The sequence below is a fragment of the uncultured Amnibacterium sp. genome, assembly GCF_964250715.1.
Taxonomy (GTDB): Bacteria; Actinomycetota; Actinomycetes; order Actinomycetales; family Microbacteriaceae; genus Amnibacterium.
In genome coordinates this window covers 22229-45753 of record NZ_CAXUGX010000015.1, presented here as the reverse complement: position 1 = coordinate 45753, position 23525 = coordinate 22229, and the positions used below count along the sequence as shown (strand labels likewise).

The 23525-nt window shown below is 68.7% G+C and carries 26 protein-coding genes, 1 tRNA gene and 1 pseudogene; 10 read left to right on the top strand and 18 right to left on the bottom strand.

Annotated features, from left to right (window positions below):
• Positions 1-600 precede the first annotated feature (600 nt).
• On the top strand, positions 601-1755 hold the full coding sequence (locus ACFE7H_RS12875) for a spore photoproduct lyase family protein (protein ID WP_375401637.1): 1155 nt from the start codon (positions 601-603) through the stop codon (positions 1753-1755).
• 22 nt (positions 1756-1777) lie between these two features.
• Here ACFE7H_RS12875 and ACFE7H_RS12870 read toward each other — a convergent pair whose 3' ends face one another.
• From ACFE7H_RS12870 to ACFE7H_RS12855, 4 genes are read right to left on the bottom strand one after another with little or no spacing between them, the layout of a single operon-like run.
• A complete protein-coding gene (locus ACFE7H_RS12870) occupies positions 1778-2308 on the bottom strand; it encodes a hypothetical protein (RefSeq protein ID WP_375401636.1) in 531 nt (176 codons plus the stop codon).
• A 44-nt stretch (positions 2309-2352) separates the two neighbouring features.
• Positions 2353-2643, bottom strand: coding sequence for a hypothetical protein (locus ACFE7H_RS12865; RefSeq protein ID WP_375401635.1), 291 nt, complete (start codon positions 2641-2643; stop codon positions 2353-2355).
• A gap of 39 nt (positions 2644-2682) precedes the next feature.
• Positions 2683-3132 carry a YdeI/OmpD-associated family protein gene (locus ACFE7H_RS12860; RefSeq protein ID WP_375401634.1) on the bottom strand — a complete coding sequence of 150 codons (450 nt, stop codon included), beginning with the start codon at positions 3130-3132 and terminating at the stop codon, positions 2683-2685.
• A 25-nt stretch (positions 3133-3157) separates the two neighbouring features.
• Positions 3158-3694: a hypothetical protein gene (locus tag ACFE7H_RS12855; protein ID WP_375401633.1), complete on the bottom strand. Its 537-nt coding sequence runs from the start codon at positions 3692-3694 to the stop codon at positions 3158-3160.
• Between the two features lie 98 nt (positions 3695-3792).
• Here ACFE7H_RS12855 and ACFE7H_RS12850 point away from each other — a divergent pair, with 98 nt between their 5' ends.
• Positions 3793-4209, top strand: a complete 417-nt coding sequence (locus ACFE7H_RS12850; RefSeq protein ID WP_375401632.1) for a MarR family transcriptional regulator — start codon at positions 3793-3795, stop codon at positions 4207-4209.
• Positions 4210-4227: 18 nt separating this feature from the next.
• Here ACFE7H_RS12850 and ACFE7H_RS12845 read toward each other — a convergent pair whose 3' ends face one another.
• Positions 4228-6027 carry a carboxylesterase/lipase family protein gene (locus ACFE7H_RS12845; RefSeq protein WP_375401631.1) on the bottom strand — a complete coding sequence of 600 codons (1800 nt, stop codon included), beginning with the start codon at positions 6025-6027 and terminating at the stop codon, positions 4228-4230.
• Positions 6028-6236: 209 nt separating this feature from the next.
• Here ACFE7H_RS12845 and ACFE7H_RS12840 point away from each other — a divergent pair, with 209 nt between their 5' ends.
• Entirely contained in the window at positions 6237-6374 is a 138-nt protein-coding gene (locus ACFE7H_RS12840) for a hypothetical protein (protein ID WP_375401630.1), read from the top strand.
• 160 nt (positions 6375-6534) lie between these two features.
• On the opposite strand, the gene ACFE7H_RS12835 is transcribed toward ACFE7H_RS12840, so the two are convergent.
• The 5 genes and pseudogenes from ACFE7H_RS12835 to ACFE7H_RS12815 form a co-directional block, all read right to left on the bottom strand.
• On the bottom strand, positions 6535-6696 hold the full coding sequence (locus ACFE7H_RS12835) for a hypothetical protein (protein WP_375401629.1): 162 nt from the start codon (positions 6694-6696) through the stop codon (positions 6535-6537).
• Positions 6693-7007, bottom strand: a complete 315-nt coding sequence (locus ACFE7H_RS12830; protein ID WP_375401628.1) for a hypothetical protein — start codon at positions 7005-7007, stop codon at positions 6693-6695. Before ACFE7H_RS12830 ends, ACFE7H_RS12835 begins: the two co-directional genes overlap by 4 nt.
• A 24-nt stretch (positions 7008-7031) precedes the next feature.
• Positions 7032-7809, bottom strand: a pseudogene (locus ACFE7H_RS12825) (MFS transporter).
• Positions 7809-8690 carry a sugar phosphate isomerase/epimerase family protein gene (locus tag ACFE7H_RS12820; RefSeq protein ID WP_375401627.1) on the bottom strand — a complete coding sequence of 294 codons (882 nt, stop codon included), beginning with the start codon at positions 8688-8690 and terminating at the stop codon, positions 7809-7811. Before ACFE7H_RS12820 ends, ACFE7H_RS12825 begins: the two are co-directional and overlap by 1 nt.
• Before the next feature lie 132 nt (positions 8691-8822).
• A complete protein-coding gene (locus tag ACFE7H_RS12815) occupies positions 8823-9575 on the bottom strand; it encodes an Lrp/AsnC family transcriptional regulator (protein ID WP_375401626.1) in 753 nt (250 codons plus the stop codon).
• Here ACFE7H_RS12815 and ACFE7H_RS12810 point away from each other — a divergent pair.
• Genes ACFE7H_RS12810 through ACFE7H_RS12795 form a run of 4 tightly spaced genes read left to right on the top strand, consistent with a single transcriptional unit; the run spans position 9556 to position 13047 of the window.
• Positions 9556-10728, top strand: a complete 1173-nt coding sequence (locus tag ACFE7H_RS12810; protein ID WP_375401625.1) for an SDR family NAD(P)-dependent oxidoreductase — start codon at positions 9556-9558, stop codon at positions 10726-10728. The two genes, ACFE7H_RS12815 and ACFE7H_RS12810, sit on opposite strands and share 20 nt — an antisense overlap.
• Positions 10729-10766: 38 nt before the next feature.
• Entirely contained in the window at positions 10767-11612 is an 846-nt protein-coding gene (locus tag ACFE7H_RS12805; RefSeq protein ID WP_375401624.1) for an alpha/beta fold hydrolase, read from the top strand.
• Positions 11609-12124, top strand: coding sequence for a cupin domain-containing protein (locus ACFE7H_RS12800; RefSeq protein ID WP_375401623.1), 516 nt, complete (start codon positions 11609-11611; stop codon positions 12122-12124). Before ACFE7H_RS12805 ends, ACFE7H_RS12800 begins: the two co-directional genes overlap by 4 nt.
• A complete protein-coding gene (locus ACFE7H_RS12795) occupies positions 12121-13047 on the top strand; it encodes a TIGR03564 family F420-dependent LLM class oxidoreductase (RefSeq protein WP_375401622.1) in 927 nt (308 codons plus the stop codon). Before ACFE7H_RS12800 ends, ACFE7H_RS12795 begins: the two co-directional genes overlap by 4 nt.
• Before the next feature lie 105 nt (positions 13048-13152).
• Here the strand turns inward: ACFE7H_RS12795 and ACFE7H_RS12790 are convergent.
• From ACFE7H_RS12790 to trxA, 3 genes are all read right to left on the bottom strand, one after another.
• A tRNA-Pro gene (locus tag ACFE7H_RS12790) sits at positions 13153-13226 on the bottom strand.
• 73 nt (positions 13227-13299) lie between these two features.
• Positions 13300-14160 (bottom strand): aldo/keto reductase, encoded by an 861-nt coding sequence (locus ACFE7H_RS12785; protein WP_375401621.1) that lies wholly within the window; start codon positions 14158-14160, stop codon positions 13300-13302.
• 68 nt (positions 14161-14228) lie between these two features.
• Positions 14229-14654 (bottom strand): thioredoxin, encoded by a 426-nt coding sequence (gene trxA / locus ACFE7H_RS12780; RefSeq protein ID WP_375401620.1) that lies wholly within the window; start codon positions 14652-14654, stop codon positions 14229-14231.
• Positions 14655-14730: 76 nt separating this feature from the next.
• On the opposite strand from trxA, the gene ACFE7H_RS12775 reads away from it, so the two are divergent.
• A complete protein-coding gene (locus tag ACFE7H_RS12775; RefSeq protein WP_375401619.1) occupies positions 14731-15387 on the top strand; it encodes an NAD(P)H-binding protein in 657 nt (218 codons plus the stop codon).
• A 73-nt stretch (positions 15388-15460) separates the two neighbouring features.
• The gene (locus tag ACFE7H_RS12770; protein ID WP_375401618.1) at positions 15461-16132 is read left to right on the top strand and encodes a peroxiredoxin-like family protein; all 672 of its coding nucleotides are present in this window, start codon (positions 15461-15463) and stop codon (positions 16130-16132) included.
• Between the two features lie 53 nt (positions 16133-16185).
• Here ACFE7H_RS12770 and ACFE7H_RS12765 read toward each other — a convergent pair whose 3' ends face one another.
• The 5 genes from ACFE7H_RS12765 to ACFE7H_RS12745 form a co-directional block, all read right to left on the bottom strand.
• Positions 16186-17898 (bottom strand): alpha-glucosidase, encoded by a 1713-nt coding sequence (locus tag ACFE7H_RS12765; RefSeq protein ID WP_375401617.1) that lies wholly within the window; start codon positions 17896-17898, stop codon positions 16186-16188.
• Entirely contained in the window at positions 17895-19310 is a 1416-nt protein-coding gene (locus ACFE7H_RS12760; protein WP_375401616.1) for a GH1 family beta-glucosidase, read from the bottom strand. The genes ACFE7H_RS12765 and ACFE7H_RS12760 overlap by 4 nt, the downstream gene beginning before the upstream one ends.
• 70 nt (positions 19311-19380) lie before the next feature.
• A complete protein-coding gene (locus ACFE7H_RS12755) occupies positions 19381-19914 on the bottom strand; it encodes a GNAT family N-acetyltransferase (RefSeq protein ID WP_375401615.1) in 534 nt (177 codons plus the stop codon).
• 23 nt (positions 19915-19937) lie between these two features.
• Positions 19938-21431, bottom strand: coding sequence for an aspartate ammonia-lyase (locus tag ACFE7H_RS12750; RefSeq protein WP_375401614.1), 1494 nt, complete (start codon positions 21429-21431; stop codon positions 19938-19940).
• Between the two features lie 46 nt (positions 21432-21477).
• Entirely contained in the window at positions 21478-22728 is a 1251-nt protein-coding gene (locus ACFE7H_RS12745; protein WP_375401613.1) for an acyl-CoA dehydrogenase family protein, read from the bottom strand.
• A gap of 105 nt (positions 22729-22833) precedes the next feature.
• Here ACFE7H_RS12745 and ACFE7H_RS12740 point away from each other — a divergent pair, with 105 nt between their 5' ends.
• Positions 22834-23514 carry a QsdR family transcriptional regulator gene (locus ACFE7H_RS12740; RefSeq protein ID WP_375401612.1) on the top strand — a complete coding sequence of 227 codons (681 nt, stop codon included), beginning with the start codon at positions 22834-22836 and terminating at the stop codon, positions 23512-23514.
• The last annotated feature ends 11 nt before the right edge of the window (positions 23515-23525 follow it).

Sequence of the window (23525 nt, the reverse complement as noted above, 5' to 3'; positions counted from 1 at the left end):
CCTGTCTGATCGTGCTCCCCGCCCTGTCGGTGCTCGGGAAGTCGGCTGAGCCGGCCGAGGTCGCCGGATACGGGCCGATCGATGTCGAGACCGCGATGCGGCACGCGGGCGAGGCGGGGTACTGGACACGAGTGTTCACCGACCCCACCACCGGTGCGCTCACCGGAATGGATGCGCATGCCGAGCGGATCCCGACCGCGTGGCGGCGCTGGCTGACGCTCCGGGACGGGACCTGCCGGGCACCCGGCTGCAGCCACTCCGCCGGGACCTGCGACGTGGACCACACCATCCGACGCGAGCACGGCGGACCCACCATGCTGGACAACCTCTCCTGCCTCTGCCGCACCCACCACCAGATCAAGGACGACGGCTGCTGGACCTCACACTCCACCCCGACGGCACCCAAGAATGGCGATCCATCTGGGGCACCACCCGGCTCACCCGACCCGACGTCCTCGTCGGACGAGCAGCACCACCACCGACCACCCCGCCCCCGAACCGCCAGACCACGACTACCCCTTCTGATTCCTCCCCGAGACGAGCCGTTTTCGGGGATCGTGTCGGGGAAGAGATCCCTGGTCGCAGGCGTTTTCTCCTTCGATGCCAGCACTTCTGCTCGACCGCCAGGCCACCCCTACCTCCGATGCCTCAGCCCTATCCGCACGCGCTTCCGATCCGCCAGCTGCGCCCAAGCTCTGGACGCCTAAGCACGTCCTCGTCACAGCGCCCGCAGCCGGCCTGCCGCACACCGCCGAGATCCTGCGCCGCTGCGAAGCAGCCGGTGTCACCGACATCCGCATGCTTTCCGGCAACCGCCTCACGGGACTGAAAGGCGAAACCGAGCGCGAGACCTACGCACGCGCGAAGGCGACGCTCGCGGTGGTCGTCGCTCCGCCCAGCCAGCTCTCGCCGCAGCCGATCCCGCCGAGCGCCGACTGGCGCATCGACCTGGCCCGCGGCTGCCCCGCGCACTGCCAGTACTGCTACCTGGCCGGCTCCCTCGGCGGTCCGCCCATCACCCGCGTCTACGCGAACCTCGACCAGGTGCTCGCGCCGATCGCCACCCACGCCGGGCTGGGTCACATCACCAGCGGCACCGAGGCGCGCGGACACGAGGGCACCACCTTCGAGCTGTCCTGCTACACCGATCCGCTCGGCATCGAGCACCTGACCGGGTCGCTCTCGCAGGCGATCAGCCGGGTCGGCCGCGGCGAGTACGGCGACGACGTCTCGCTGCGCTTCACCACCAAGTTCGACGGCGTCGACGACCTGCTCGCACTCCCCCACGGGCGCCGCACCCGCATCCGCTTCTCGATCAACGCGCCCGAGGTCGCGGACCGCTTCGAGGGCGGCACCGCCCGCATGCCGGCCCGCCTCGCCGCGCTGCGCGCCGTCGCCCAGACCGGCTACCGCGTCGGCCTCACGATCGCCCCCGTCATGCCCGTGCCCGGATGGCAGCAGTCCTACCGCACGATGCTGCAGCAGGTCGCGGCCGCCGTCGACGGCGTCGCCGACCTGGACCTGACCGCCGAGATCATCACTCACCGCTTCACGCCCGGCAGCAAGGATGTGCTGCTGCAGTGGTACCCGCGCACCAAGCTGGAGATGGACGAGGAGTCGCGCACGCAGAAGCGCTCCAAGTTCGGCGGCGTCAAGTACGTGTATCCACGCGAGACGATGACCGAGATGCGGCAGTGGTTCACTGACGAGCTCGCCGCAACCCTCCCGGGCAGCCGGCTGCTCTACTGGACGTGAGGCCCACTGCGCGCTGCGCGGCTCAGGCGCCCTCGGGCGGGTGCAGCAGCAGTTCGGCGAACTCGGCCAGGTAGGGCTGCAGGTCGCGTCCGGCGGCATCGCCGAGCGCCGCGTTCCAGCGGACCACGGGGCGCCCCTCGCGCAGGAACAGCGGCCCGTCGGTGGAGCGGAGCGAGTCGGCGTCTAGCTCGATGACGGGTGCGTCGAAGTTGACCGTCTCCCCCAGCGGGAAGGCACGGTAGGCAGCCGCACGCTGCTCGCGGCGGCGCTCCACGGACACCGCCTGATGCCCCGGATGACCAGGCTCCACTGCGCGAGTGATCGACCCGGTCGCCCGCAGCACTCGGTCACGGTGCAGCAGGAAGACGCCCAGGCGCCATGCCCGGCCGAGCGGCTGCATGGAGGCTCGGCGATCCACGAGCAGCACCCGTCGGGCGGGGACGAACGACGCGACGGCCTCGTCGCGCGCGCCGGCCCCGACGAGCTGGTCGACGGTGCTGCCGAGTAGGCCCCGGATTTCCGCGATCACTGCCTCGTCGTCGGCGTCGCTCACGCTCGGAGCCTAGGACGTGTCCCTCCCGTGCCGCCCGGCGAGGGCTACTCGAGATGCGGATGGAATGCGGTCGCTCCGCTGGAGGAAACCTGGTTGTTGATCAGCTCGATGCCCAGGGCGCCGAACGGGGCCGCATCGATCACGATCGACACCGCGCGGGCGATCGCCGGCTGCACTCCGTCGTCGCCCACGGTCAGCTCGCCGTCCTCGTTCACCTGCGGCAGGGCGATCTTCGCCCGCAGGTCGAGCGGATCGGCGACGCGGATGCGGATCGCCGCGGTGACGGTGATCGTGCCGTCCTCGTGGACCTGCGGCTGCAGCAGACGGTCGGCCATCCGCAGCACTGTAGACGCGACGCGGTCGCCTCGTGGCCGTCAGGACCCGGTGAGCTGCACGACCACCGAGTCGATTCTCCGCTGCCGCGTCTCGGGTGCCTTTGCGGCCTCGACGCTCGTCACATGCGCCTTCTGACGGCTGGGCGCCAGAGCGTCGAATGCGGCACGCGCTCCTGCGGCATCGACCGCTGCGGCCAAGTCCGGCGGCAACTCCACCGTCCGCGGCGCGGTGTCGAGCGTCAACTCCACCTCGATCGGATCACCGCCGCGAATCCCGGTCTCGGCGCGCTTGTCGGACGAGAACGAGATGAGGTGCCGCCCACCCATCGACGCGATCGTGCTGCGATAGGCGTACCCGTTCACGACCACGGACACGGCGGGCCGCTTCCCTCCGCCCAGCTGTTCCAGCGCCGCGGGCGGCACCTCGATCCCTGTGTTGTTGCCGATCTGAGCCATCGCACCGCTGAAGCGCACCGCCGCGTCCGTCACGCGACCATCGTGCCGCACCAGCGGATCACCCGATGGAGGCGTCCGCGGGCAACCGAGATTCGGCGATCGATACGGTGGCTGCGGCAGCAGCGCGTCGTCGCACGACCAGGGTCGCCGCCAGGCGGTTGACGCCGAACGAGATCAGGATGAGTCCGGTCGTATCCGCTGCGGTCGCGCCGAGGAGGAACGCGAGCGAGAGGCTCGCCAGCCGGATCACGATGAACGCGGCCCACAACACGACTCCATTGGCCGTCAGCTTGTACTGCACCTGACCTTCGTGCGCGCGAAATCGCGTGACGTGCCCCATGGCCGTGCCGGTGGCCGCGACGAGGACCAGTTCACCGAGGACGACGATGTCCGCCGTCGTCCAATGAAGTCCGCTGTGCACCTCGATCACGAGGGAGACAAGACCGGCGGCCATGATCAGGACCGGAGGTGTGAGCATCCGGGCAGGGTCCGCAGACCGCCAGATGAATTGGCGAACGATCAGGACCCCGACGCCGGCAACGATCAGGACGGTGTCGGCGGCCTGGTTGATGCCACCCCAGTTCCACGCGTTCAAGATCCTCCAACTGCATCACAAGTGATCCGATTGAGGGAACGTATCACCTCTGATTGACTGACCCGGTGCGCGCGTCCGAGCTCCACCGCCTCGCGAGGGTGATCCGGGAGGTCGCGCTCCAGGCGACCTCGAACACCGGCTCCGATCGGGTCAATGCGGGCGAGCTGGCCGTACTCGAGGACATCGCGCGACACCCGCGCGCCACGATCGGCGAGATCACCGACCGGACCGCACTCGCCCAGAGCCTGGTGTCGCGGATCGTCCAGACCGCCTCGACCACCGGGGCGCTCACTGTCGATCAGGACGAGGCCGATCGTCGAAAGGTGCGGGTGTCGCTCTCGGCGACGACGCGCGAGGCCATCCTCGATCGCGCGGCGAGCAGCACCGACAGCGCGGTTCTAGCTCACACGCCCGCACTCACGAAGAAAGAGCGGGCACAGCTGAACCACCACCTCAGCCAGGCGGCAGCGCTCTTCCGGCGCGGAGGGAGCGGTGAATCCCCGGTTCAGCCCTGACCGTGATTCAGCAGCCCGTCATCTGATGGCCGTCGAAGTGGAACATCCCGGCCCCTGATAGGTCCCGAGATACGGCGAGCCCAGCGCGCGCCACTGCGCAGGGAATCGGCCGTCCTGGCGGTACTTCGCGAGGAAGCTGAACCGTGCGAGGTCAGGGTTCGACGTGGCCGTGGGGTTGTTGTCCAGGGTCAACACGTGCGACCCGGCCGAACCGATCGTGGGCCATGTCGGAAGACCGGCACCGTTGGGGTTCCCTCGTTTCGCGAAATTCGTCCAGTACGACATCATCGTCGCCGAGAGCTGCTTGTCGGCGGCCGCCGGAGTCGCCTCAGGAGCGTCCAGCTCTTTCGTCAACGTGCCGAAGACGAAGGGGACCTCGGCGGTATGGATCGGCATGGGTGAATAGGCCGACGTATACGTGAAGTGGTACGCGTAACTGGGAGCGACGGCCGATTGGCGCGCGAGTGTCTCCCACGTCTGCTCGGCGATGCCCATATCGCCGTCCAGCTGGAACGACGACGCCTGGGCGTTCGTCGCGTCGGTCGGCGGGTACAGCGATTTGAACTGCGGCAGGCACGCCGGGCCGAACAGGTTGCTGGCCACGGAGTAGAACACTGCGGGCGGGGCGGCGGGGATGGCTCGCCCGGCGAAAATGAAGTACTCGGCCCCGTTCCACCCGCCGAGGATGGGAATCTTCAACTCCTTCTTCTTGAGAAAGACGTCGCCCGGCGAATCGGTCAGCACGCTGCCGTCGATGCTGGGCGCAAAGGCCGTGATCGTCGGATCGGAAACACCGTCCCAGGGCGCTTTCGCGTTGACGACCGCGGCGGGGATCGATCGCGGGTCCTGGCCGGCGAATTGGTCGAGGAATTGATTTCCTCGCGTCAACGCCTCGGCGTGCGTGGCGATCGAGCCGTGTTCGGTGTCCCACAACGCGCCGCTCTCGATGATCGCGCGCGAGAAGAGGCCCTTCGCCTTCGGCGAGGTCATGAGCATTCCCACCGCGTGTGCTCCGGCGGATTCTCCGAACAGGGTGACCTTCGAGGCGTCCCCGCCGAACCGGGCGATGTTGTTCTGAACCCACTTCAAGGCCGCGAGTTGGTCCTGCAGGCCCCAATCTCCAGACGTGCCGCCCGATTGAGCGTCCAGGCTGGAACTGGCGAGGAAGCCGAATACCCCGAGGCGGTAGTTGAGCGAGACGACGACGACGCCGCGCGTCGCGAGCAGCGAACCGTCGTAGGTCGGGTCGGCCGACGCGCCGAACTCGAAGCCGCCGCCGTGCAGCCAGACCATCACGGGCCGCGGCGACGTGCTCGTCGTCGACTGCGTCCACACGTTGAGGTTCAGGCAGTCTTCGCTCTGCGGGACGGTGACCGTGTTGGGCAGGTTCGCGAACGGACCGGGCGCGGCGAGGCAGGCGTTACCGAAGCTCGTGGCGGGCTGGGTGCTTGCCAAAGGCTTGACCGGCTGGGGAGAGCGCCAGCGAAGCGGACCTACCGGGGGCGCGGCGTACGGCACGCCCTTGAACGACTCGATCCCGTTGGCGTCGGGAGCGCTGCCTTGGAATGTCCCGGTGGTGGTCTTCACCACCGGGGGGCTCGGAGTGGCTGCCGACGCGACACCGGACGGAACGAGGAGGGCCGACAGTGCGAGTGCGATCAGCGCGAGCAGGAGCGGCGGACGGCGAGTGGACATCATCATCCTTCGCGACGGCGGGGAGCCGTCGTCATGTCGAATTCGGGCGCCGATGGCGACGCCGACAGCAGTGTCAGCACAATTGGCAGAGTAATCGGCGGCCGCAGACGGGGCCTCGAACACAGCAAGCTGTCAGCCTGAACCGGGCGCAGTCATTGCTATTTCGAGTATCGCGAGTCGACGTGTTGCTGCCACCACTCGGGCGAGGGGTGCGTCCCGTGGAGTGGTGGGGTTTCGGGAGTCCCTCGTTCGCGTCGTAGAACGCGGGGAGGCCACCGTGTGACTGTCAGTGAGCTTCCCACTCACGAGGTCACGAAGGACAGGAATACACGGTGGCCCTGGACCACGATCACCTGCTCGCGCTGCTGAAGGAACTGCAGCTCACCGAGACGACCGACCAGATCTGCGCGCTACGCAGCGGGTTGAGCAAGAACTCATCGACGCGGAAGCGACTGGCCACGCCGAGGTAATCCGCCCGGCCAGCATCAGCGGATCGAGGCGCCTCGGTGCCTAGAGGCACCCGGCACCGACCTTGACAGCAGCCTTGTCTGATCTGCTTACAGGCTCGCGCACTACGCCGCGCAGGCGATCCCTGCTTCGGTCGCCGACACGCGATCGCAGATGGGTCGTCTACAGCCGCGAAGCGAACAGCTTCCCCACCGCGATCAGCTGGTCCTCGGTCAGATCGGTCGGTCCCGCGGTCTCGATCGAGATGACGGTGTCCCCCTTCAGCACGTCGAACTCGTCCTTGTTCACGCCGGCCTTGTCGCCCACGCCGGCGACGGCCTTCACGGTGCCCCGGACATGATGGGCTTCGTGCCGTCGAAGGGGTTGTCCTTCAGCAGGTACAGGTAGACGGAGAGGATCTCCGTGATCTTGGCGTCCGTGTACCAACAGCCGGGTTCGTTGTCGAGGCCGCTCTTCGACACCTGCTGCGTGAGGGGCGGGTTCGCGGCCAGCGACCCCTGCGCGTCGGCGAGGGGGACGAGCTTGCAGAGCTGGTCGCCGGTCGTGATGGGGCCGGCCGGTGCGGGAGCGGCCGTCTTGCCCTGCGCCGACGCGATCGCGGACGCCGCCGCCTTCGCCGATGCGGGCGAGACCACGTTCGTTCTGAAAGTAAAGCGTGGTCACGAGAAGGACTCCCCGTACCTGGCGAACGTCACGATCGCGGTGAGCACCGCGGCCGAGAACGACGGCTGCTTCAGAAACGCCGCATCGATCACCGGATTACGCACTCGCGACTCGACCGCCACGAACGCGACGAAGACGCACGCGGAGAGGAGGCAGCCCGCGACCTGCCAGGGCCACGGTCCCCACCGGTCCCCCTCGATCAGCGAGGTCACGAGAACAGCGACGGACCCCGTGATCAGCAGCTGCCCCGGGATGTCGAAGCGCCTCGGCTCCGCCGGCGCTGCGCGCGGGACGATGAAGCCGACGAGCACGGCTCCGGCCACCGCGAGTGGAGCGGTCACCCAGAACACAGTCCGCCACCCTGCAATCTCGACGAGCGCGCCTCCGAGAGGCGGATCCACAGCGAGCGCGACTCCGGTGGACATGCCCCAAATCCCCAGGGCCCGAGCGCGTTCCGCTCGATCGGGGAAGGCTGCGGACAGAATCGAGACGGTCGAAGGACAGAGCGAACAGCGTCAACCCAAGTCGAAGGGTGCGGTCACGTCTTATCCGGTCCGCGAGGCCACCTGCGAACAGCAGCAGACTCGCCAGTACGAGGGTGTACGCGTCCAGGACCCATTGAAGACCGGCGTGGGTCGTACCCAGATCCGCACTGAGACTCGGTAACGCGACGTTGAGGATCGAGGTGTCCAGTGACACGAGGAAGATCCAGCTGCAGCACAGCGCGAGAGTGTCGTACGGACGCCTGCCCGCGTGTGCCAGTGGACGAGCCATCATCGATCGCGATGAACCCCACTGGCCGGTAGGAGTCCCCATTCCCGCAGTTGATCCGCGTTGTGCACGAGCGCATCTGTCGGGGTGCGGTCCTGGCTGAGCTCCTCGACACTCATCCAGCCCTGGTATCCGCGTCGCTGCAGCAGCGCGGCGAATCGAGGGATGTCGACGATGCCATCCTCCAGCGGGGTCCAAGCCGGTCTCCATGTTCCGCCGGGCGCGCGCAAGATCGTCGCGTTCTTGATGTGGACGTGTCGGAGATAGGTGCCGAGGAGGTCGAGGGCGAGTTCGTGATCCACGTACCCCTCCCACACCAGGTTGCCGACGTCGTAGATCGCACCGACGTGATCGGGGTCGTGGTCCGCGAGGACGCGGTGGGCGAGTTCGCCGCTCGCGCAGATGGTCAGGTGGTGGATCTCGATCAGCGCCGATATCCCGGTCCTCGCAGCGGTCGCCGCCGCAATCGAGAAGAACGCGCGGAACCGGTCGAGCAGCTCCCAGTACCCCAGGCCGGTGCGGCCCGGGCGAGGCGCCTGCAGACGGATCTGAGGAGCGCCGGCAGCCTCCGCGAGTCGAAACGCCGTCGCGAGCGTCTCTTCGTCGCCGAGTTCAACGTACGGAGCCAGGCCGACGACGGCCAGTCCGGCAGCACGAGTGGCGGCAGCAGTGTCCCGAGCGTGGGCTTCGTCGAGTCGAATGGTCGCGCGATGTCCGTCAGCGAGAAACGGGTGCGCGGATGCCATGTCGCGCACCGCGCCGGGCCTGGGCTCCACTCGCCATTCGATCCCTCCGAACCCGGCGTTCGCGATCTGCTCGATAGCCGCCGCCGGTTCGAGGTCGGGCAGGGAGATGGTCGCGATGCTGACTCGCTGGGCACTCATCGTGGTCCTTCGGGGTGAAGCGGGGGCACGCACCGCGTGACGGTGCCGCGGAGAACACTGCCGATCAATGTCCCGTGCAACGCGAAGGTGCGAACAATTCGTCTTCAGACGGCTCGCGATGCAGCATTCGCGTCATCCGCGGTCACTGGCGACGGCGTGCAGCCGAGCAGGGACGATCTTCACCGTCAATTCCTCGTCGTCGAGGAGGTGCATCATTCGCTTGACCGAACGCAGTCGAACACTGCGATCGACCACCTGCACGTTCACGAATCGCTCTCGGATCGAGCGTTCGATCGCGTGCAGCCGCGCGAAGTCCCGGATCCAGAACACGCAAAGCAGGTTCGCCCGTCCCGCCACCATCGTCACAGTCCATCGCGCCTCGGGAATGGTGGACAGGAGCTTCGCTGCATCATGCAGTTCGAGCGCGGAGAAGGAGAACCAAATCGCTGAGGAGTAACTGACGCCGATGAGGTGAGGCGCGGCCTCCACTCGAAGGACGAGCAGTCCGGAGTCGATCAGAGCGCCAATTCGGCGGCGAACGAGTGTCTCGCTCACCGCGAGTGCCTCCGCCAGGACAAGCGCCGGGGCTCTCGCGTCGACGACGAGCAGGCTGATCAGCGCTGGGTCGATCGCGTGCAACCTGTCCGGGTGTGCGCGGCGATCGGCCGACATCGAGCTCAGCTCCTTCTCCGCGGTCGGGTCGAGCGCCCGAGGACGCCAATTGCTGCCCTGCGCGTAGACGTGGTCGACGAGTTGGGACTCGACGGAGTGGAGCCCCACGATCGCGCCGATCTGCTCCGAGAGGAACGTGCTCAGGGTCTGCAGATCATCGACGACGACCGTGCACCGGATGTCCTGCCTCCCGATGATCGTCTCGATGGTCATGACGCAGGGATTCTCGGCCAGCGCTCGGGCAACCGATAGAGCCGAGCCCGCCGCGCACTTCGCGGTCACTATGGCGGTGATCTGCCCCGGCCAGTTCCCGATCGACACCGTGGTCCAGGCCGTTCGCTGCTCGACGATCCGGGTCCATCGGCGCCGAGCAGTCACCCCGTCCATGCCGATGGCCCTGCCGATGACGACCCACGGCGCTCGGGGGTTGAGTCGCAGAGCTTCGAGCAATGCGACGTTGGCTTCGTCGAATCGTAGTGAATCCTGCAAAAAGTGCTCCTCGCCGCCGATTTCCAACGAATCTAGCCATGTTCGGCTCAAGGCCGTGGACGCTGACCGCCGTGAGAAAGAACTCGCAGTGACGGATCACGGCGCTCCCAACCTCCAGACGAGTGGCGTCGCACTCATCACCGGAGCCGCTGGAGGGCTCGGGTCGGCAATCGCCGACACGCTCGCCGAGCGCGGATGGTCGCTCGTGCTCTCCGGGCTGCCATCCGATCCGTTGGACGCCCTGGCGGCCGACCTCGCCAGCCGCCATGGGGTCGACACGCTCGTTCTGACGGCTGATCTCACGGACGCGGCACAGATCTCCCAGTTGGTGCGAGCCGCTGATGCGTGGAAGCTCGGCATCGATTGCCTGATCAACAACGCCGGCAGGCCGAGTCGGGCGACGATCGACGACATCACAGTCGAGGAGTGGGATGCGGCGTTCGCCGTCAACCTCCGAGCGCCGATGCTGCTGACCCAGGCGTTCGCCTCCTGCTTCAGGGTCACCCAGTCGACTGGCTCAATCGTCAACATGGCATCGCGGACCTACACGACCGCTGGCCCGCCTGCGTACGTGTCTAGCAAGGCCGGCATCATCGGCCTGACGAGATCCTCGGCGTTCGCGCTCGGTCCCCGCGGGATCCGTGTCAACGCGGTCGCTCCGAGCCTGGTCGCGACCCCGTTCGTCTCCGGTTCGCGCACTCCCGAGCAGATGAGCGACTACGTCGCGCGGCAATCCGCTCTGTCAGCCCTCAAACGATCGCCGGTGCCCTCGGAGATCGCGACCGCTGTCGCGTTCCTGGCTGGAGGCGATTCGTCGTACATCACCGGGGAGGTCCTGCACGTCGCCGGGGGCCTCCAACTGCCGCCGATCCCCTGAAGCTCGACGTGTGATGCGCCCTCAATGGGGAGGTACGAATGATCCAGCCCGATGAAGCCGAGCGTCAGGTGAGCCCGGTGACCGACCTCTACGTAGCCGACCATCCGATGAAACGCGGCGCTGACGCGTGGGATGTCCCCGTCGTCGTGCTCGTCCACGGGTGGGCGTGCGACTCGAGCGACTGGGCGGAGCTGGTCCCACCACTGCAGGATCACGCCCGAGTCATCACCCTCGATCTTCCAGGTCACGGGCGATCCGCGGAGCATCCGCCCTACGACCTCTCCTCAATGGCGAGCGATGTCGAGGCGGCGCTCGACCGCCTCGGCGTCCGAGAAGCCATGCTCATCGGCCACTCGGCAGGAGCCGAAGTCGTCGCGCAGCTCGCACTCACCAGGGCGGACCTGGCAGCGCGAGTCGTGGTCGTCGATCCCGCTTACGGCGTTCCCGACGACGAGCGAGGCCAGCTCGAGCTGGTGGCCGAACGGATGCGCGTCGAGGATCCTCGGGCAGTGGTCGCGGATCGTATCGCGTCGATCCCCGAACCGGCCGCACTCGCGGCCAGACATCGTCGACTCGCGCTCTCGAGCCGACCGGACGTCGTCGTGGAGATGTTCGAGAAGTTCAACCTCTCCGAAGGCAACTGGCACTACGAATCGGAGGCGCGCCGCGTCCTCCGGGCACTGCGGGCACCGGTACTTGCGATCTACCGCAACGAACGACGAGGTGCAATCGGTCGGACGCTCACGTCCGGGCCCTCCGACCGCGTGCTCGTCCATCCCGGAGGCCATTGGCCCCATCAGGAACGTCCTCAGAGCTTTCTCCGCGATCTGAACGAATGGGTCGTATCCACCGCTGCTTCACCCAAGGAAGGAAGTCACTCATGAAGGTAGTCATAACGGGCGAGATCGCCGACGGGAGCTCCGTCGTCGTGCGGGAGGAGCACCCGACGGAGCTCGTCGCGAGCGGATTCCCCTACTTCGGCAACGTGCCGATCGACGCATCGGACGGACCGGTCCCGCTTCCGTCCGACGGGTCCCGCCATCGGGACCCGGCGTTCTTCCCACCCCCCGGTGGGTGGCGGTTTTTCCTACTCAGAATCGACCCGGAATCGACGCTCACCGGCGAGGCGCCCACGCCCGCGCAATGGGCCGAAGCCGAGTCGATCTTCCCAGGCCTCTTCTCGAACTACGGAGCAGACGGGCTGGAGCGGACCGACACGGTCGACTTCGGCTACGTGATCTCCGGGTCCGCGACGATGTGGCTCGGCGACGGCTCCAGCACCCGGCTCGAGGCGGGTGACGCCTTCGTGCAGAACGGCACCTGGCACCGGTGGAGTAATCCGGGGTCGGAGCCGTCGATGCTGGCCATCGTCATCACCGGCCAGAGCAGGCAGTGACCGCTGTCGGCGTGTCGGTCGGTGTGGCCGACGCAGTCAACTACGTCGACGCGGTCGTCGCACACGCCCGGGAAGCGGCCGACGCCGGTCTCGCGTCGGTCTGGGTGGGTCAACGATTCGACTACGACGCGATCACGCTCGCCTCAATCATCGGAAGGGAGGTGGAAGGCATCGAGGTCGGAACGGCCGCCGTTCCCGTCTTCGGCCGTCATCCGCTCGCCCTCGCGATGGGAGCACAGACCGCCCAGGCCGCCACCCATGGGCGATTCCGTCTCGGACTGGCACTCGGGGCGCCCGACCTCGTGGAACGCGCATTCGGGATCCCCTACGACCGTCCGATCGGCATGCTGCGCGAGGCGCTGACCGTGATCAACAGCGTGCAAGAAACGGGAACCGTCGACTTCCACGGAGAGCGGGTCTCGGCCGCCCCCCCGTGGCCGACTCCGCTTCCCGGCGCCCAGCCGGCCCCGATCTACATCGCCGGAATGGGGCCGCAGGCCATGAAGGTCGCGGGTTCGCTCGCGTCGGGCATCATCCCTTTTCTGGCCGGTCCCAGGACACTGAAACTCGAGATCATCCCGCAGCTCGCTCGCGCGGCGCAGGACGCCGGGCGGCCGAAGCCGAGGGTGATCGTGTTCGCGATGGGGGTCGTGACATCCCAGGCCGAGTCGGCGCGCGCAATCGCCCTCAAGGAACTCGCGCTCTACGAAGCGATTCCCTCTTATCAGCGCGTGATGGACCTCGAGGGGGTCGAGCGCGCCGGCGACCTCGCCGTCATCGGCGACGAGCAGCAGGTCGCCGACCAGTTCCATCGATACGTGGATGCCGGAGCCACAGATGTCGTCTTCACCAGGTCGCATCTCCTCGGTAATGCCGATCGACTTCGCACCTACCGGATGCTCGCCGAGTTGGCGAGCGAATGACCGGTTTCGATAAGTGAAATCCGCGCTGCCAGGGTGTTTTGTCCAGTGGTTCAAATCTGCACGTGCCAAAGATTCCCGGACCGTGACGGGTCCGGGAATCTGTAGTCGGGCTGACAGGATTTGAACCTGCGACCCCGTGACCCCCAGTCACGTGCGCTACCAAGCTGCGCCACAGCCCGTGGCGACACGCGGGGGGTGGAGCCCCCGCGAGCCTCCGACAGTGTAGCCGGGGCCGACCGAGGGCCCCGCGGGTCAGACCGCGTTCTCCAGCTCGGCGACCTCGTCGTCCGAGAGTCGCAGCGACGCCGCCTTGATGTTGTCCTCCAGGTGCGCGACCGTCGACGTGCCCGGGATCGGCAGCATCACCGGCGAGCGGTGCAACAGCCATGCCAGTGCGAGCTGGGACGGGCTGGCGTCGTGCTTGGTCGCGAGTTCGTCCAGCTTGCTGCCCGACTTCGCCAGCTTGCCGGTGGCCAACGGGAACCACGGGATGAACGCGATGTCGTGCTCGGCGGCGTAGTCGAGCAGCGGCTCGGCGTCGCGCTTCGCGAGGTTGAACAGGTTCTGCACCGACACGATCGTCGCGATCTTCTGGGCCGCCTGCAGCTGCTCGACGGACACCTCCGACAGGCCGATGTGGCGGATCTTGCCCTCGTCCTGCAGCTTCTTCAGCTCGCCGATCTGGTCCTCCAGCGGGACCTTCTCGTCGATTCGGTGCAACTGGAACAGGTCGATCCGCTCCAGCTTCAGGCGGCGGAGGCTCATTTCTGCCTCCTGGCGCAGGTACTCGGGCCGGCCGACGGGCAGCCACACGTTCGGGCCGGTGCGGGTGAGACCCGCCTTCGTGGCGATGACCACGTCGCCGGCATAGGGGTGCAGCGCCTCGCGGATCAGGTCCTCGGCCACGTAGGGGCCGTAGGAGTCGGCGGTGTCGATGAAGTTGACGCCCAACTCGACCGCCCGCTGCAGGACGCGCTTCGCCTCGGCGGGGTCCTTCGGGTCGCCCCAGATGCCCTCGCCGGTCAATTGCATGGTGCCGTAGCCGAGGCGGTTGACGGTCAGGTCGCCGCCGATGGTGAGGGTGTCGGCGGTGTTGGTGATGGTGTCACTCATATGTGCTCCTTCGTCGTACGTGGGCATGCTGACGCAGCCGGTCACGAGGACCGGCTGCGAGTGCGGATCTACTCCGCCGAGCCGGTCCGGGCGGATGCGGCCTGAACGGATCCACCCTGGGGAGCGAGCTCAGCCTGACGCTGCTGCTCTTCCCACTGCGTGCGCACCTGATCCATATCGAGCGCCTGCACCTGCTCGATCAACGATTCCAGCGCCGTCCCCGGCAGGGCGCCGGGCTGCCCGAAGATCGGGATGCCGTCGCGGTAGATGATCAGGGTGGGGATGGACGAGATGCCGTACATGCCCGCCAACTGCTGCTGGTCCTCGGTGTCCACCTTGGTGAACTTGATGTCGGGGTGGTGCTCGCTGACCTGCTCGAAGATCGGCGCGAACTGACGGCAGGGACCGCACCAGGCGGCCCAGAAGTCGATGAGCACCGTGCCGTCCGCAATGGTCTCGTTGTGGTTCTCCATGGTGAGTGTCTGCGTGGCCATGAGGACATGAACCGAGGTCGCGGCTGTGAAATTCCGCAACGGGCTCGTGCTCATCCCCTGTCGGTAGCGTGCGGGGATGAGCTCCATCGTGATCGTCGGCGGCCACGGCAAGATCGCCCTGCTGCTGGCCCGCGCCCTGACCGGGCAGGGCCACTCCGTCCGCAGCACCATCCGGGCGGAGCCGCACGGGGCGGAGGTGGAGGCGGCTGGGGCCGCACCGTGGACGCTCGACATCGAATCCGCCGATGTCGGCGACTTCGCCGACGCCTTCGGGGCGGCGGACGCCGTCGTGTTCAGCGCCGGAGCGGGCGGCGACGGGAACATCGACCGCAAGCACACCGTCGACCTCGGCGGCTCGCTGAAGTCGATTGCCGCGGCGAAGCGGGCCGGCATCGCCCGTTTCGTGCAGGTCTCGGCGATGGGCGTCGACGAGCCGCTGCCGGAGGACACCGACCCGGTGTGGCGGGCGTACGTCGAGGCCAAGCGCGACGCCGACGCCGCCCTTCGCGCCAGCGGCCTGGACTGGACGATCGTCCGGCCCGGCGCGTTGACGGACGACGTGGCGACCGATCAGGTGCAGATGGCACCGCGCCTGCCGCGCGGTTCGGTCCCGCGCGCGGACGTCGCCGCCGTGCTAGTCGCGGTACTGGAGGACGACTCCACGATCGGCTCGCAGTTCGAGCTGACGAGCGGCCCGAACACGATCTCGGACGCGCTGGCCTCCCTCCGCTGAAATCCTCCCGCCCCTGTTGCGCCGGATGACCGCAGCCAGCGGGTGCTCAGACGCCGCTGCCTAGCATCGCGGCATGACTTCTGAGGCAACCACCACCGACTCGATCGCCTCGCAGGTGGCGGTCTTCAACGAGGGCTTCACCGCGCAGATCGGGCCGCAGCTCTCCGGCGTGTTCGCCGACGAGCAGGCCCGCCTGAACGCCGCCGGCACGCCCGCGGGCGCCGTCGCACGCGGCGACACCCTGCCCGACGCACCGCTGGTGACGGCGGACGGCACGTCGACCACGCTGCACGAGGTGATCGGCGACCGCCCGGCCGTCGTCGTGTTCTACCGCGGCGCGTGGTGCCCGTACTGCAACATCACGCTGAAGACCTATCAGCGGGAACTGCTGCCGCAGTTGACCGATCGCGGGATCGCCCTCGTCGCCGTCAGCCCGCAGACCCCGGAGGGGTCGGCGCAGGCGGTCGAGAACGGCGACCTCGGCTTCGCGGTGCTCTCCGATCCGGGCAACGCCCTCGTGCGGCAGCTGGGCATCCTGACCGAGCCGACCGCAGATGCCCGCGCCGCACACTCACAGCTGGGCTTCGATGTGGCCGACAGCAACGCGGATTCGACGGGCGACATCCCGTTCCCGACGGTCCTCGTGGTGGACGCTGGCCGCACCGTGCAGTTCGCCGACGTGCACGTGGACTACACCACCCGCACCGAGGTGCCGAGGATCCTGCAGGCCGTCGCCGCACTCTGAGCCCGCCGGGCACGGAGGCGGAGGCGGAGGCGGAGGCGGAGGCGGAGCAGCGCTCAGCCGAGCAGATAGAGGCGCGACTCCCAGCCGGCCAAGGTGACGGTGTCGGTCCTCAACACGTTCGCGGTCTCGGCCGCCGAGCCGAGCAGCAGCCGGGCGCCGGTCCAGCCGTCGCCGAGTTCCAGGGTGCGGGGCACCCGGCTGCAGTTCGCCAGCATCAGCAGCCGCTGCGACGTGGTCGACCGGACGAACGCCCAGAGGTCGGGGTCGTTCTCGAGCAGGCCGGTGAAGTCGCCGTCCGCGAAGACCGCATGATCGTGGCGCAACCGGATCAGGGCGGCGTAGTGGGCGAACACGCTGTCCGGAGCGCCGACCTGCGCGGCGGCGTTCAACCACGCTCGATTCGGGTTCACCGGCAGCCACGGCTGACCGGTCGTGAAGCCGGCCTGCTCGCCGGCGTCCCACTGCATCGGCGTGCGCGCGTTGTCGCGGCTGGCCTTCGCCATCGCCGCCAACGCCTGCTGCTGGTCCAGGCGATGCTCCAGCACCTCGCCCCAGAAGTTGACCGCCTCGACATCGCGGTGATCGGCCGCGGAGCGGAACGGGTAATTCGTCATCCCCAGCTCCTCCCCCTGGTACACGTACGGGGTGCCGCGCATGGCGTGCAGGATCGTGCCGAGAGCCCGGGCGGAGTCCGCCCAGTAGGCGGGATCGTCGTCCCCGAAGCGGCTGACGGCGCGGGGCTGGTCGTGGTTGTTCCAGTAGAGGCTGTTCCATCCGCGCTCCGCCAGCGCGACCTGCCAGCGGTGCAGCGACTGCTTCAGGGCCACCCGGTCGAGCGGAATGTGATCCCACTTGCCGCCCGGGCCGTGGTCGATGTCGACATGCTCGAACTGGAACACCATGTCGACCTCGGCCCGCTCTGGGTCCGTGTACAACACCGCCTGCTCGGGCGTCACTCCGGGCATCTCGCCCACGGTCAGGAACCGTCCGGGGCGGTCGGCGAACACCTCGCGGCGCAGCTCGGCCAGGAATTCGTGGATGCGCGGCCCGTTCGCGTACAGCTCCTGCGCCGGCGCGACCGTCCGGCCGGGCACCGGGCGCGCGTCGGGCAGGCCGGGCACCTTGGAGACGAAGTTGATGACGTCCATGCGGAACCCGTCGACTCCACGGTCCAGCCACCAGCGCATGGTCTCGTGCACCGCCTGCCGCACCGCCGGCAGCTCCCAGTTGAGGTCGGGCTGCTTCAGGTGGAACAGGTGCAGGTAGTACTGCCCGGTCGCTCCGTCGAAGTGCCAGGCGGGACCGGAGAACAGCGACGCCCAGTTGTTCGGCTCCGCGCCGGGGCTGCCAGGGGTGGTCCCGGGCCGGGCGTCACGCCAGATGTACCAGTCGCGCTGCGGGGCGTCGCGGCTCGAACGCGAGGCGGCGAACCACGGATGCTCGTCGGAGGTGTGGTTGACGACCAGGTCCATCACGAGCTTGATGCCGCGCTCGTGCAGGCCGGCGATCAGCAGGTCGAACTGCGCCAGCGTGCCAAACACCGGGTCGACGCTGCGGTAGTCGCTGATGTCGTAGCCGTTGTCCGCCTGCGGGGACCGGGCGACCGGCGACAGCCAGACGACGTCGACGCCGAGGGCCGCGATGTGGTCCAGGTGCTGCAGCACACCGCCCAGGTCGCCGATCCCGTCGCCGTCGGAGTCGGCGAAGCTGCGCGGGTAGATCTGGTACACGACGGCGGACTTCCACCAGTCGGCGTCGGAGGTCATGGCCCGTCGAGGGCTCGACGCGCGACCACTCCGGCGTACCAGCGGGCGCTGTCCTTCGGGGTGCGTTCCAGGGTGTCGTAGTCGACCCGCACGATGCCGAAGCGCTTGCCGTATCCGAGCGCCCACTCGAAGTTGTCGAGCAGCGACCAGACGAAGTAGCCGCGCACGTCGGCGCCCGCGTCGATGGCGTCGAGCAGCGCGCCCAGGTGCCGACGGACGTAGTCGATGCGGTCCTCGTCGTGCACGACGCCGTCGTCGCCGATCCGGTCGGGGAACGCGGCACCGTTCTCGGTGATCATCAGCGGCAGCTTCGGGTACGTGGCGGCCAGGCTCGTCAGCAGATCGGACAGGCCCGCCGGGTCGATGTTCCAGCCCATGTCGGTGAGCGGACCGGAGGGCGGCAGGAACTGCACCTGCTCCGCACCGGGGAACGGCGATGGACCGACGGCGTCCGCACTGTCCACCGAGCCGGTGTCATCCGGCCGCAGACGCACGCGGTTACTGGAGTAGTAGTTGACCCCGAGCACGTCGAGCGGCTGGTGGATCTGCTGCAGGTCGTCGGCCCGCACGAACGACCAGTCGGTGATCGCGGCGGTATCCGCCTTCAGGTCGTCGGGGTAGGCGCCCTGCAACATGGGGCCGAGGAACACCCGGTTGGCGACGGCGTCGAGCCGCCGCACCGCCTCCGCTCCGGTGTCGCCGACCGGGCGGAACACATGCAGGTTCAGGGTGACGGAGCAGCGGGCGCCCGGCAGCGCCTCGCGGATCGCCTGCACGCCCATGCCGTGGGCCAGGTTCAGGTGATGCGCCGCCTGCAGCGCGGCGAGCGGGTCGGCCCGGCCCGGGGCGTGCACGCCGTTCGCATAGCCGAGGTAGGCGCTGCACCACGGCTCATTGAGCGTCGTCCAGGTGTGGACCCGGTCGCCGAGAGCTGCCGCGAGCACCCGCGCATACTCGCGGAACGCCTCCGCCGTGGTGCGGACGGTCCAGCCGCCCTCGTCCTCCAGCGCCTGCGGCAGGTCCCAGTGGTAGAGCGTCGCGACCGGTTGGATACCGCGAGCGAGCAAACCGTCGACGAGGCGCCCGTAGAAGTCGATGCCCGCCTGGTTGACCGGTCCGCGGCCGGTCGGCAGCACGCGGCTCCAGGACACCGAGAACCGGTAGGCGGCGAGCCCGAGCGACTGCAGCAGGTCGAGGTCCTCCTCCAGCCGGTGGTAGTGGTCGTCGGCCACGTCGCCGGTGTCGCCCCGGTCGACCTTGCCCGGTGTGTGGCTGAAGGTGTCCCAGATCGACGGTCCCCGCCCGTCCTCCTCGACCGCCCCCTCGATCTGGTAGGACGCCGTCGCCGCCCCGAAGGTGAAATCCGCCGGGAACGTCCGGCCCGCCCCGTCTTCTGCCCTGTCCCCGACCATGAGATCCTCCTTCGTCGTCGCGCTCGATCACCGTAGCGGGACGCTTCGAGGCTTCCCTCAGCGAGCCGGGTCAGCGCAGGGCGCGCTCCAGCACGAAATCGTGCTCGACCGTGCCGCCCAGGTGGAACCGCTTGGTGCCGACGCGCTCGAACCCGCTCTTGGCGTAGAAGCGCAGCGCCCGCGCGTTCTCCTGGTGGGTGCCCACCCACATCCCGGCGGCGCCACGGTCACGGGCCGCATCCAGCGCCGCAGACATGAGCGCATGGGCGACGCCGGTGCCGTGGGCGGACTCCCGCACATAGCACTTGCTCAACTCGCTGGAGGGATGCACCCGGATCGCTGCGGCCACGTCGGGGTCTCGGGGCTCCTGCACCACGACCATCGCGTACCCGTCGAACGGCTCCCCCGGACCCGCGTCGGCGACGAGCAGCACGCGGGCCAAGTCGGCCAGATAGGCCGCGAAGCGCTCCGGCGACAATTCCTCGGCGATGTGCTGCCGGACCGCATCCGCCGGCGAGTGGGGCGGGCAGGCGAGCGGAAAGGTGGCGGCCGCCACCTCGACCAGGGCGTCCAGGTCGGTAGGGACGGCCAGTCGCACGGTCACCCGACCAGTATCCCCAACCGACCTCACGCAGGCGGCCGCGGCGGATCGAGCAGTGCGAGCGCGGCGGTGTCGGGCCCGACGACCGGGATCGCCGCCGTGATCGCCGCGAGGCCGGTCAGTCGTTCGGGCGAGGTGAGCAGCTCCACGCGGTCGCGGTCCATCAGGCCCGCCTCCACAACCAGGTCGGTCACGGAGCGGCCGGTCAGCAGGGCGGTCTTGGCCAGCGCGGAGGCGGCGGCGTAGCCGATGTGCGGTGTCAGCGCCGTCACGACGCCCACCGAGGTGCGCACCATGCCGTCGAGCCGGTCGGAGTTCGCCCGGATGCCGTCGACGCAGTGCATCCGCAACGTGCGGCAGCCCGCCGTCAGCCACGAGACGGACTGCAGGATGGAGTGCAGGATGATCGGCTCGAACGCGTTCAGCTGCAGCTGGCCCGCCTCCGCGGCCATCGTCACCGTCACGTCGCCGCCGACCACCGCGAACGCAATCTGGTTGACCACCTCCGGGATCACCGGGTTGACCTTGCCGGGCATGATCGAGGACCCCGCCTGCCGGGGCGGCAGGGTGATCTCGCCGAGCCCCGCCTGCGGCCCGCTGGAGAGCAGCCGCAGGTCGTTGCAGATCTTGCTCAGCTTGACCGCCGCCCGCTTCAGCACGCCCGACATCTGCATGAAGACCCCGGTGTCGCTCGTCGCCTCGACCAGATCGCCGGCCGTCTCGTACGGCTCGCCGAGCAGCGCGGACAGCTCGGTGCAGACCGTCTCGGCGTAGCGGGGATCGGCGGTGATGCCCGTGCCGATGGCCGTCGCACCCAGGTTGATCTCGCGCAGCAGGGGCAGCACCTCGCGGATGCGGTCCTCGTCCTCGCCGAGCGTGGTGGCGAAGCCGTGGAACTCCTGCCCCAGGGTCATCGGCACCGCGTCCTGCAGCTGCGTTCGGCCCACCTTCAGCACGTCGTGGAACTCCCGGCCCTTCTGGGCGAACGCCTCCCTCAGCGCGAAGTGCTCGACCAGCAGGTCGGTCAGCGCCATCGCGATCGCGATCTTGGCCGCGGTCGGATAGGCGTCGTTCGTGCTCTGGCTGCGGTTGACGTCGTCGATCGGGTCCAGCACGCCGTAGTCGCCCAGCCGGTGGCCGGCGCTCAGCAGGGCCGCGTTCGCGACGACCTCGTTGGCATTCATGTTGGTGGACGTGCCGGCGCCTCCCTGCACCACATCGACCACGAACTGGTCGTGATACGCGCCGTCGCGGATCGCCGCGCAGGCGGCGTCGATCATCGCGGCCTTCGCGGGCTCCAGCACACCGAGCCGCAGGTTGGCGCGGGCGGCTGCCTGCTTGACGATCACGAGTGCGTCGACGAGCCGCGGGTGGGAGGAGATCGGCCGACCGGAGATCGGAAAGTTCTGCAGCGCCCGGGCGGTGTGCGCGCCCCAGAGGGCACCCGCGGGTATCGGCACCGTGCCCAGGCTGTCGGTCTCGGTCCGGCCCTTGCGTGCTGCCTCGTCGGGGGTGTTCACAAGTGGCGAGGCTAGCGGCGCCCGGCGACGATGCCGGAGTTCGCGGTCAGACGAACGCGGCCTCGCCGGTGATGGCGCGGCCGACGATCAGGGTGTTCATCTCACGGGTGCCCTCGTAGGAGTAGATCGCCTCCGCGTCCGCGAAGAACCGGGCGACGCCCTTGTCCAGCACGATGCCGTTGCCGCCCATGATCTCCCGGGCGTAGCCGACGGTCTCGCGCATGCGGGAGGTGGCGAAGGCCTTGGCGAGCGCGGAGTGCTCGTCGCCCTGCTCGCCCGCGTCCTGCATCGCGGAAGCCCGGGAGCAGATCGCGATCGAGGCGGTGATGTTGGAGAGGGATCTGACCAGCAGATCCTGGATCAGCTGGTGGGCGACGATCCGCTTGCCGAACTGCTCGCGCTCCTGGGCGTAGGCGAGCGCCGCCTCGTACGCGCCGATGGCGACGCCGACCGCCTGCCAGGCGACCTCGCAGCGGGTCAGGCGCAGCACGACGGCGACTTCGCGGAACGAGCGGATGCGCTGCAGGCGCATGGACTCCGGCACCCGCACGTCGGTCAGGGTGATGTCGGCGTTCTGCACGCTGCGGAGGGCGATCTTGTCCTCGATCTTCGTCGCGGTGAAGCCCGGTGTCGTGGTGTCGACGATGAAGCCCTTCACCTGCCCGTCGGCGACGTCCTTGGCGTAGACGATCACGATGTCGGCGAACGTCGCATTGCCGATCCAGCGCTTGGCGCCGTTCAGCACCCAGGTGTCGCCCTCGCGGCGGGCGGTGGTGCGCAGGCCGCGCGCGGAGTCGGAGCCGCTGAGCGGCTCCGTGAGGCCGAACGCGCCGAGCACCTCGGCGCTCGCCAGCTTCGGCAGCCACTCCGCGCGCTGCTGCGGCGAGCCGCCCACGTCGATCGAGCCCATCGCGAGCCCGCTCTGCACGCCGACGAAGGTGGCGATGCCGGCGTCGATGCGGCCCATCTCCAGCGCCGCCCAGCCGCGGTAGACCGCGGTGTTCTCGAATTGACGCACCTCGGGCACGAACGGACCGAAGGCGCCGATGCGGGCGAGCCCCGGCACGAGGTGCATCGGGAACTCGGCCTTCGCCCAGTACTCGTTGGCGATCGGTGCGACCTCGGACTCGAAGAATGCGCGGACGCGGCCGATGTGCCCGCGCTCCTCGTCGGACAGCTGATCCTGGAAGCGGTAGAAGTCCGCGGTGAGGTAGGGGAGGGTGCGCGACAGATCCTCGGCCCCGGTCGAGTGGACGCTGTGCTGGTCAACGGATGTGATGTCGGTCTGCAGAGTCATGGACGTCTCCTGAGCTAGCGGGCGTCGGCACCCGCCGACGGCAGTGTACGCATCGTTCCGCAGAACGTTGCAGCGAGACGGCCATACGCCGAATACGATCGGGGGATGGTCGCCGTCGCCGCTCCCGCTCGGGAGACAGGCGTGGGCAGTCGCGGCGGGCTGGGCAGTCGCGGCGTCGAACTGATCCCCAGCCGGCTGTCGGCTCGCCTCGACGAGCACGCCGATGCCGCCCGCGCATTCCGTGCCGCCCGGCACCGATTCCTCGGCGGTGAGCGCGTCGATATGGGTCAGCTCGCGGCGCGGCTCGGCGTCGAGCGCACGTCGCTGTTCCGCTGGGTCGGCAACCGGGACGAGCTGCTGGCCGAGGTGCTCTGGTCCCTGGCTGTGCCGACCATCGATCAGATGGACGCGGCGGTGCCGCTGCACGGCGCGGATCGGGTGCAGCAGTTGCTGTCCCGATTCGTCGACGCTCTGATCGAGAACACGGCGTTCCGCACCTTTCTCGCGCGCGAGCCGGCGCGAGCCCTGCGCCTGCTGACCGCCCGCCACTCCCCCGTGCACCGGCGGTTCGTGGCCGTGGTCGAGGCCCTGCTGCAGGAGGAGTTGGCCGCAGGCTTCATGCTGCCGGTCCTGCCCGCCCACGACCTGGCCGGGGTACTGGTGCGTATCGCCGAATCCTTCGCCTACGCCGACCTGATCGCGGGCGAGGTCCCCGACGCCGCGCGGGCGAGTGCCGCGTTCGCCCTGGTCCTGCGCTCGACCCGCCCTTCGCTCGACTCACCCTGAAGGAGACACAA

Excerpts from the sequence above, each read along its gene's own strand:
- ACFE7H_RS12875 (WP_375401637.1), top strand. The coding sequence starts at position 601 with ATGCCAGCACTTCTGCTCGACCGCCAGGCCACCCCTACCTCCGATGCC.
- ACFE7H_RS12865 (WP_375401635.1), bottom strand. The coding sequence starts at position 2,643 with ATGGCCGACCGTCTGCTGCAGCCGCAGGTCCACGAGGACGGCACGATC.
- ACFE7H_RS12820 (WP_375401627.1), bottom strand. The coding sequence starts at position 8,690 with ATGAGTGCCCAGCGAGTCAGCATCGCGACCATCTCCCTGCCCGACCTC.
- ACFE7H_RS12810 (WP_375401625.1), top strand. The coding sequence starts at position 9,556 with ATGATCGTCTCGATGGTCATGACGCAGGGATTCTCGGCCAGCGCTCGG.
- ACFE7H_RS12815 (WP_375401626.1), bottom strand. The coding sequence starts at position 9,575 with ATGACCATCGAGACGATCATCGGGAGGCAGGACATCCGGTGCACGGTC.
- ACFE7H_RS12805 (WP_375401624.1), top strand. The coding sequence starts at position 10,767 with ATGATCCAGCCCGATGAAGCCGAGCGTCAGGTGAGCCCGGTGACCGAC.
- ACFE7H_RS12800 (WP_375401623.1), top strand. The coding sequence starts at position 11,609 with ATGAAGGTAGTCATAACGGGCGAGATCGCCGACGGGAGCTCCGTCGTC.
- ACFE7H_RS12785 (WP_375401621.1), bottom strand. The coding sequence starts at position 14,160 with ATGAGTGACACCATCACCAACACCGCCGACACCCTCACCATCGGCGGC.
- trxA (WP_375401620.1), bottom strand. The coding sequence starts at position 14,654 with ATGGCCACGCAGACACTCACCATGGAGAACCACAACGAGACCATTGCG.
- ACFE7H_RS12775 (WP_375401619.1), top strand. The coding sequence starts at position 14,731 with ATGAGCTCCATCGTGATCGTCGGCGGCCACGGCAAGATCGCCCTGCTG.
- ACFE7H_RS12770 (WP_375401618.1), top strand. The coding sequence starts at position 15,461 with ATGACTTCTGAGGCAACCACCACCGACTCGATCGCCTCGCAGGTGGCG.
- ACFE7H_RS12765 (WP_375401617.1), bottom strand. The coding sequence starts at position 17,898 with ATGACCTCCGACGCCGACTGGTGGAAGTCCGCCGTCGTGTACCAGATC.
- ACFE7H_RS12760 (WP_375401616.1), bottom strand. The coding sequence starts at position 19,310 with ATGGTCGGGGACAGGGCAGAAGACGGGGCGGGCCGGACGTTCCCGGCG.
- ACFE7H_RS12745 (WP_375401613.1), bottom strand. The coding sequence starts at position 22,728 with ATGACTCTGCAGACCGACATCACATCCGTTGACCAGCACAGCGTCCAC.
- ACFE7H_RS12740 (WP_375401612.1), top strand. The coding sequence starts at position 22,834 with ATGGTCGCCGTCGCCGCTCCCGCTCGGGAGACAGGCGTGGGCAGTCGC.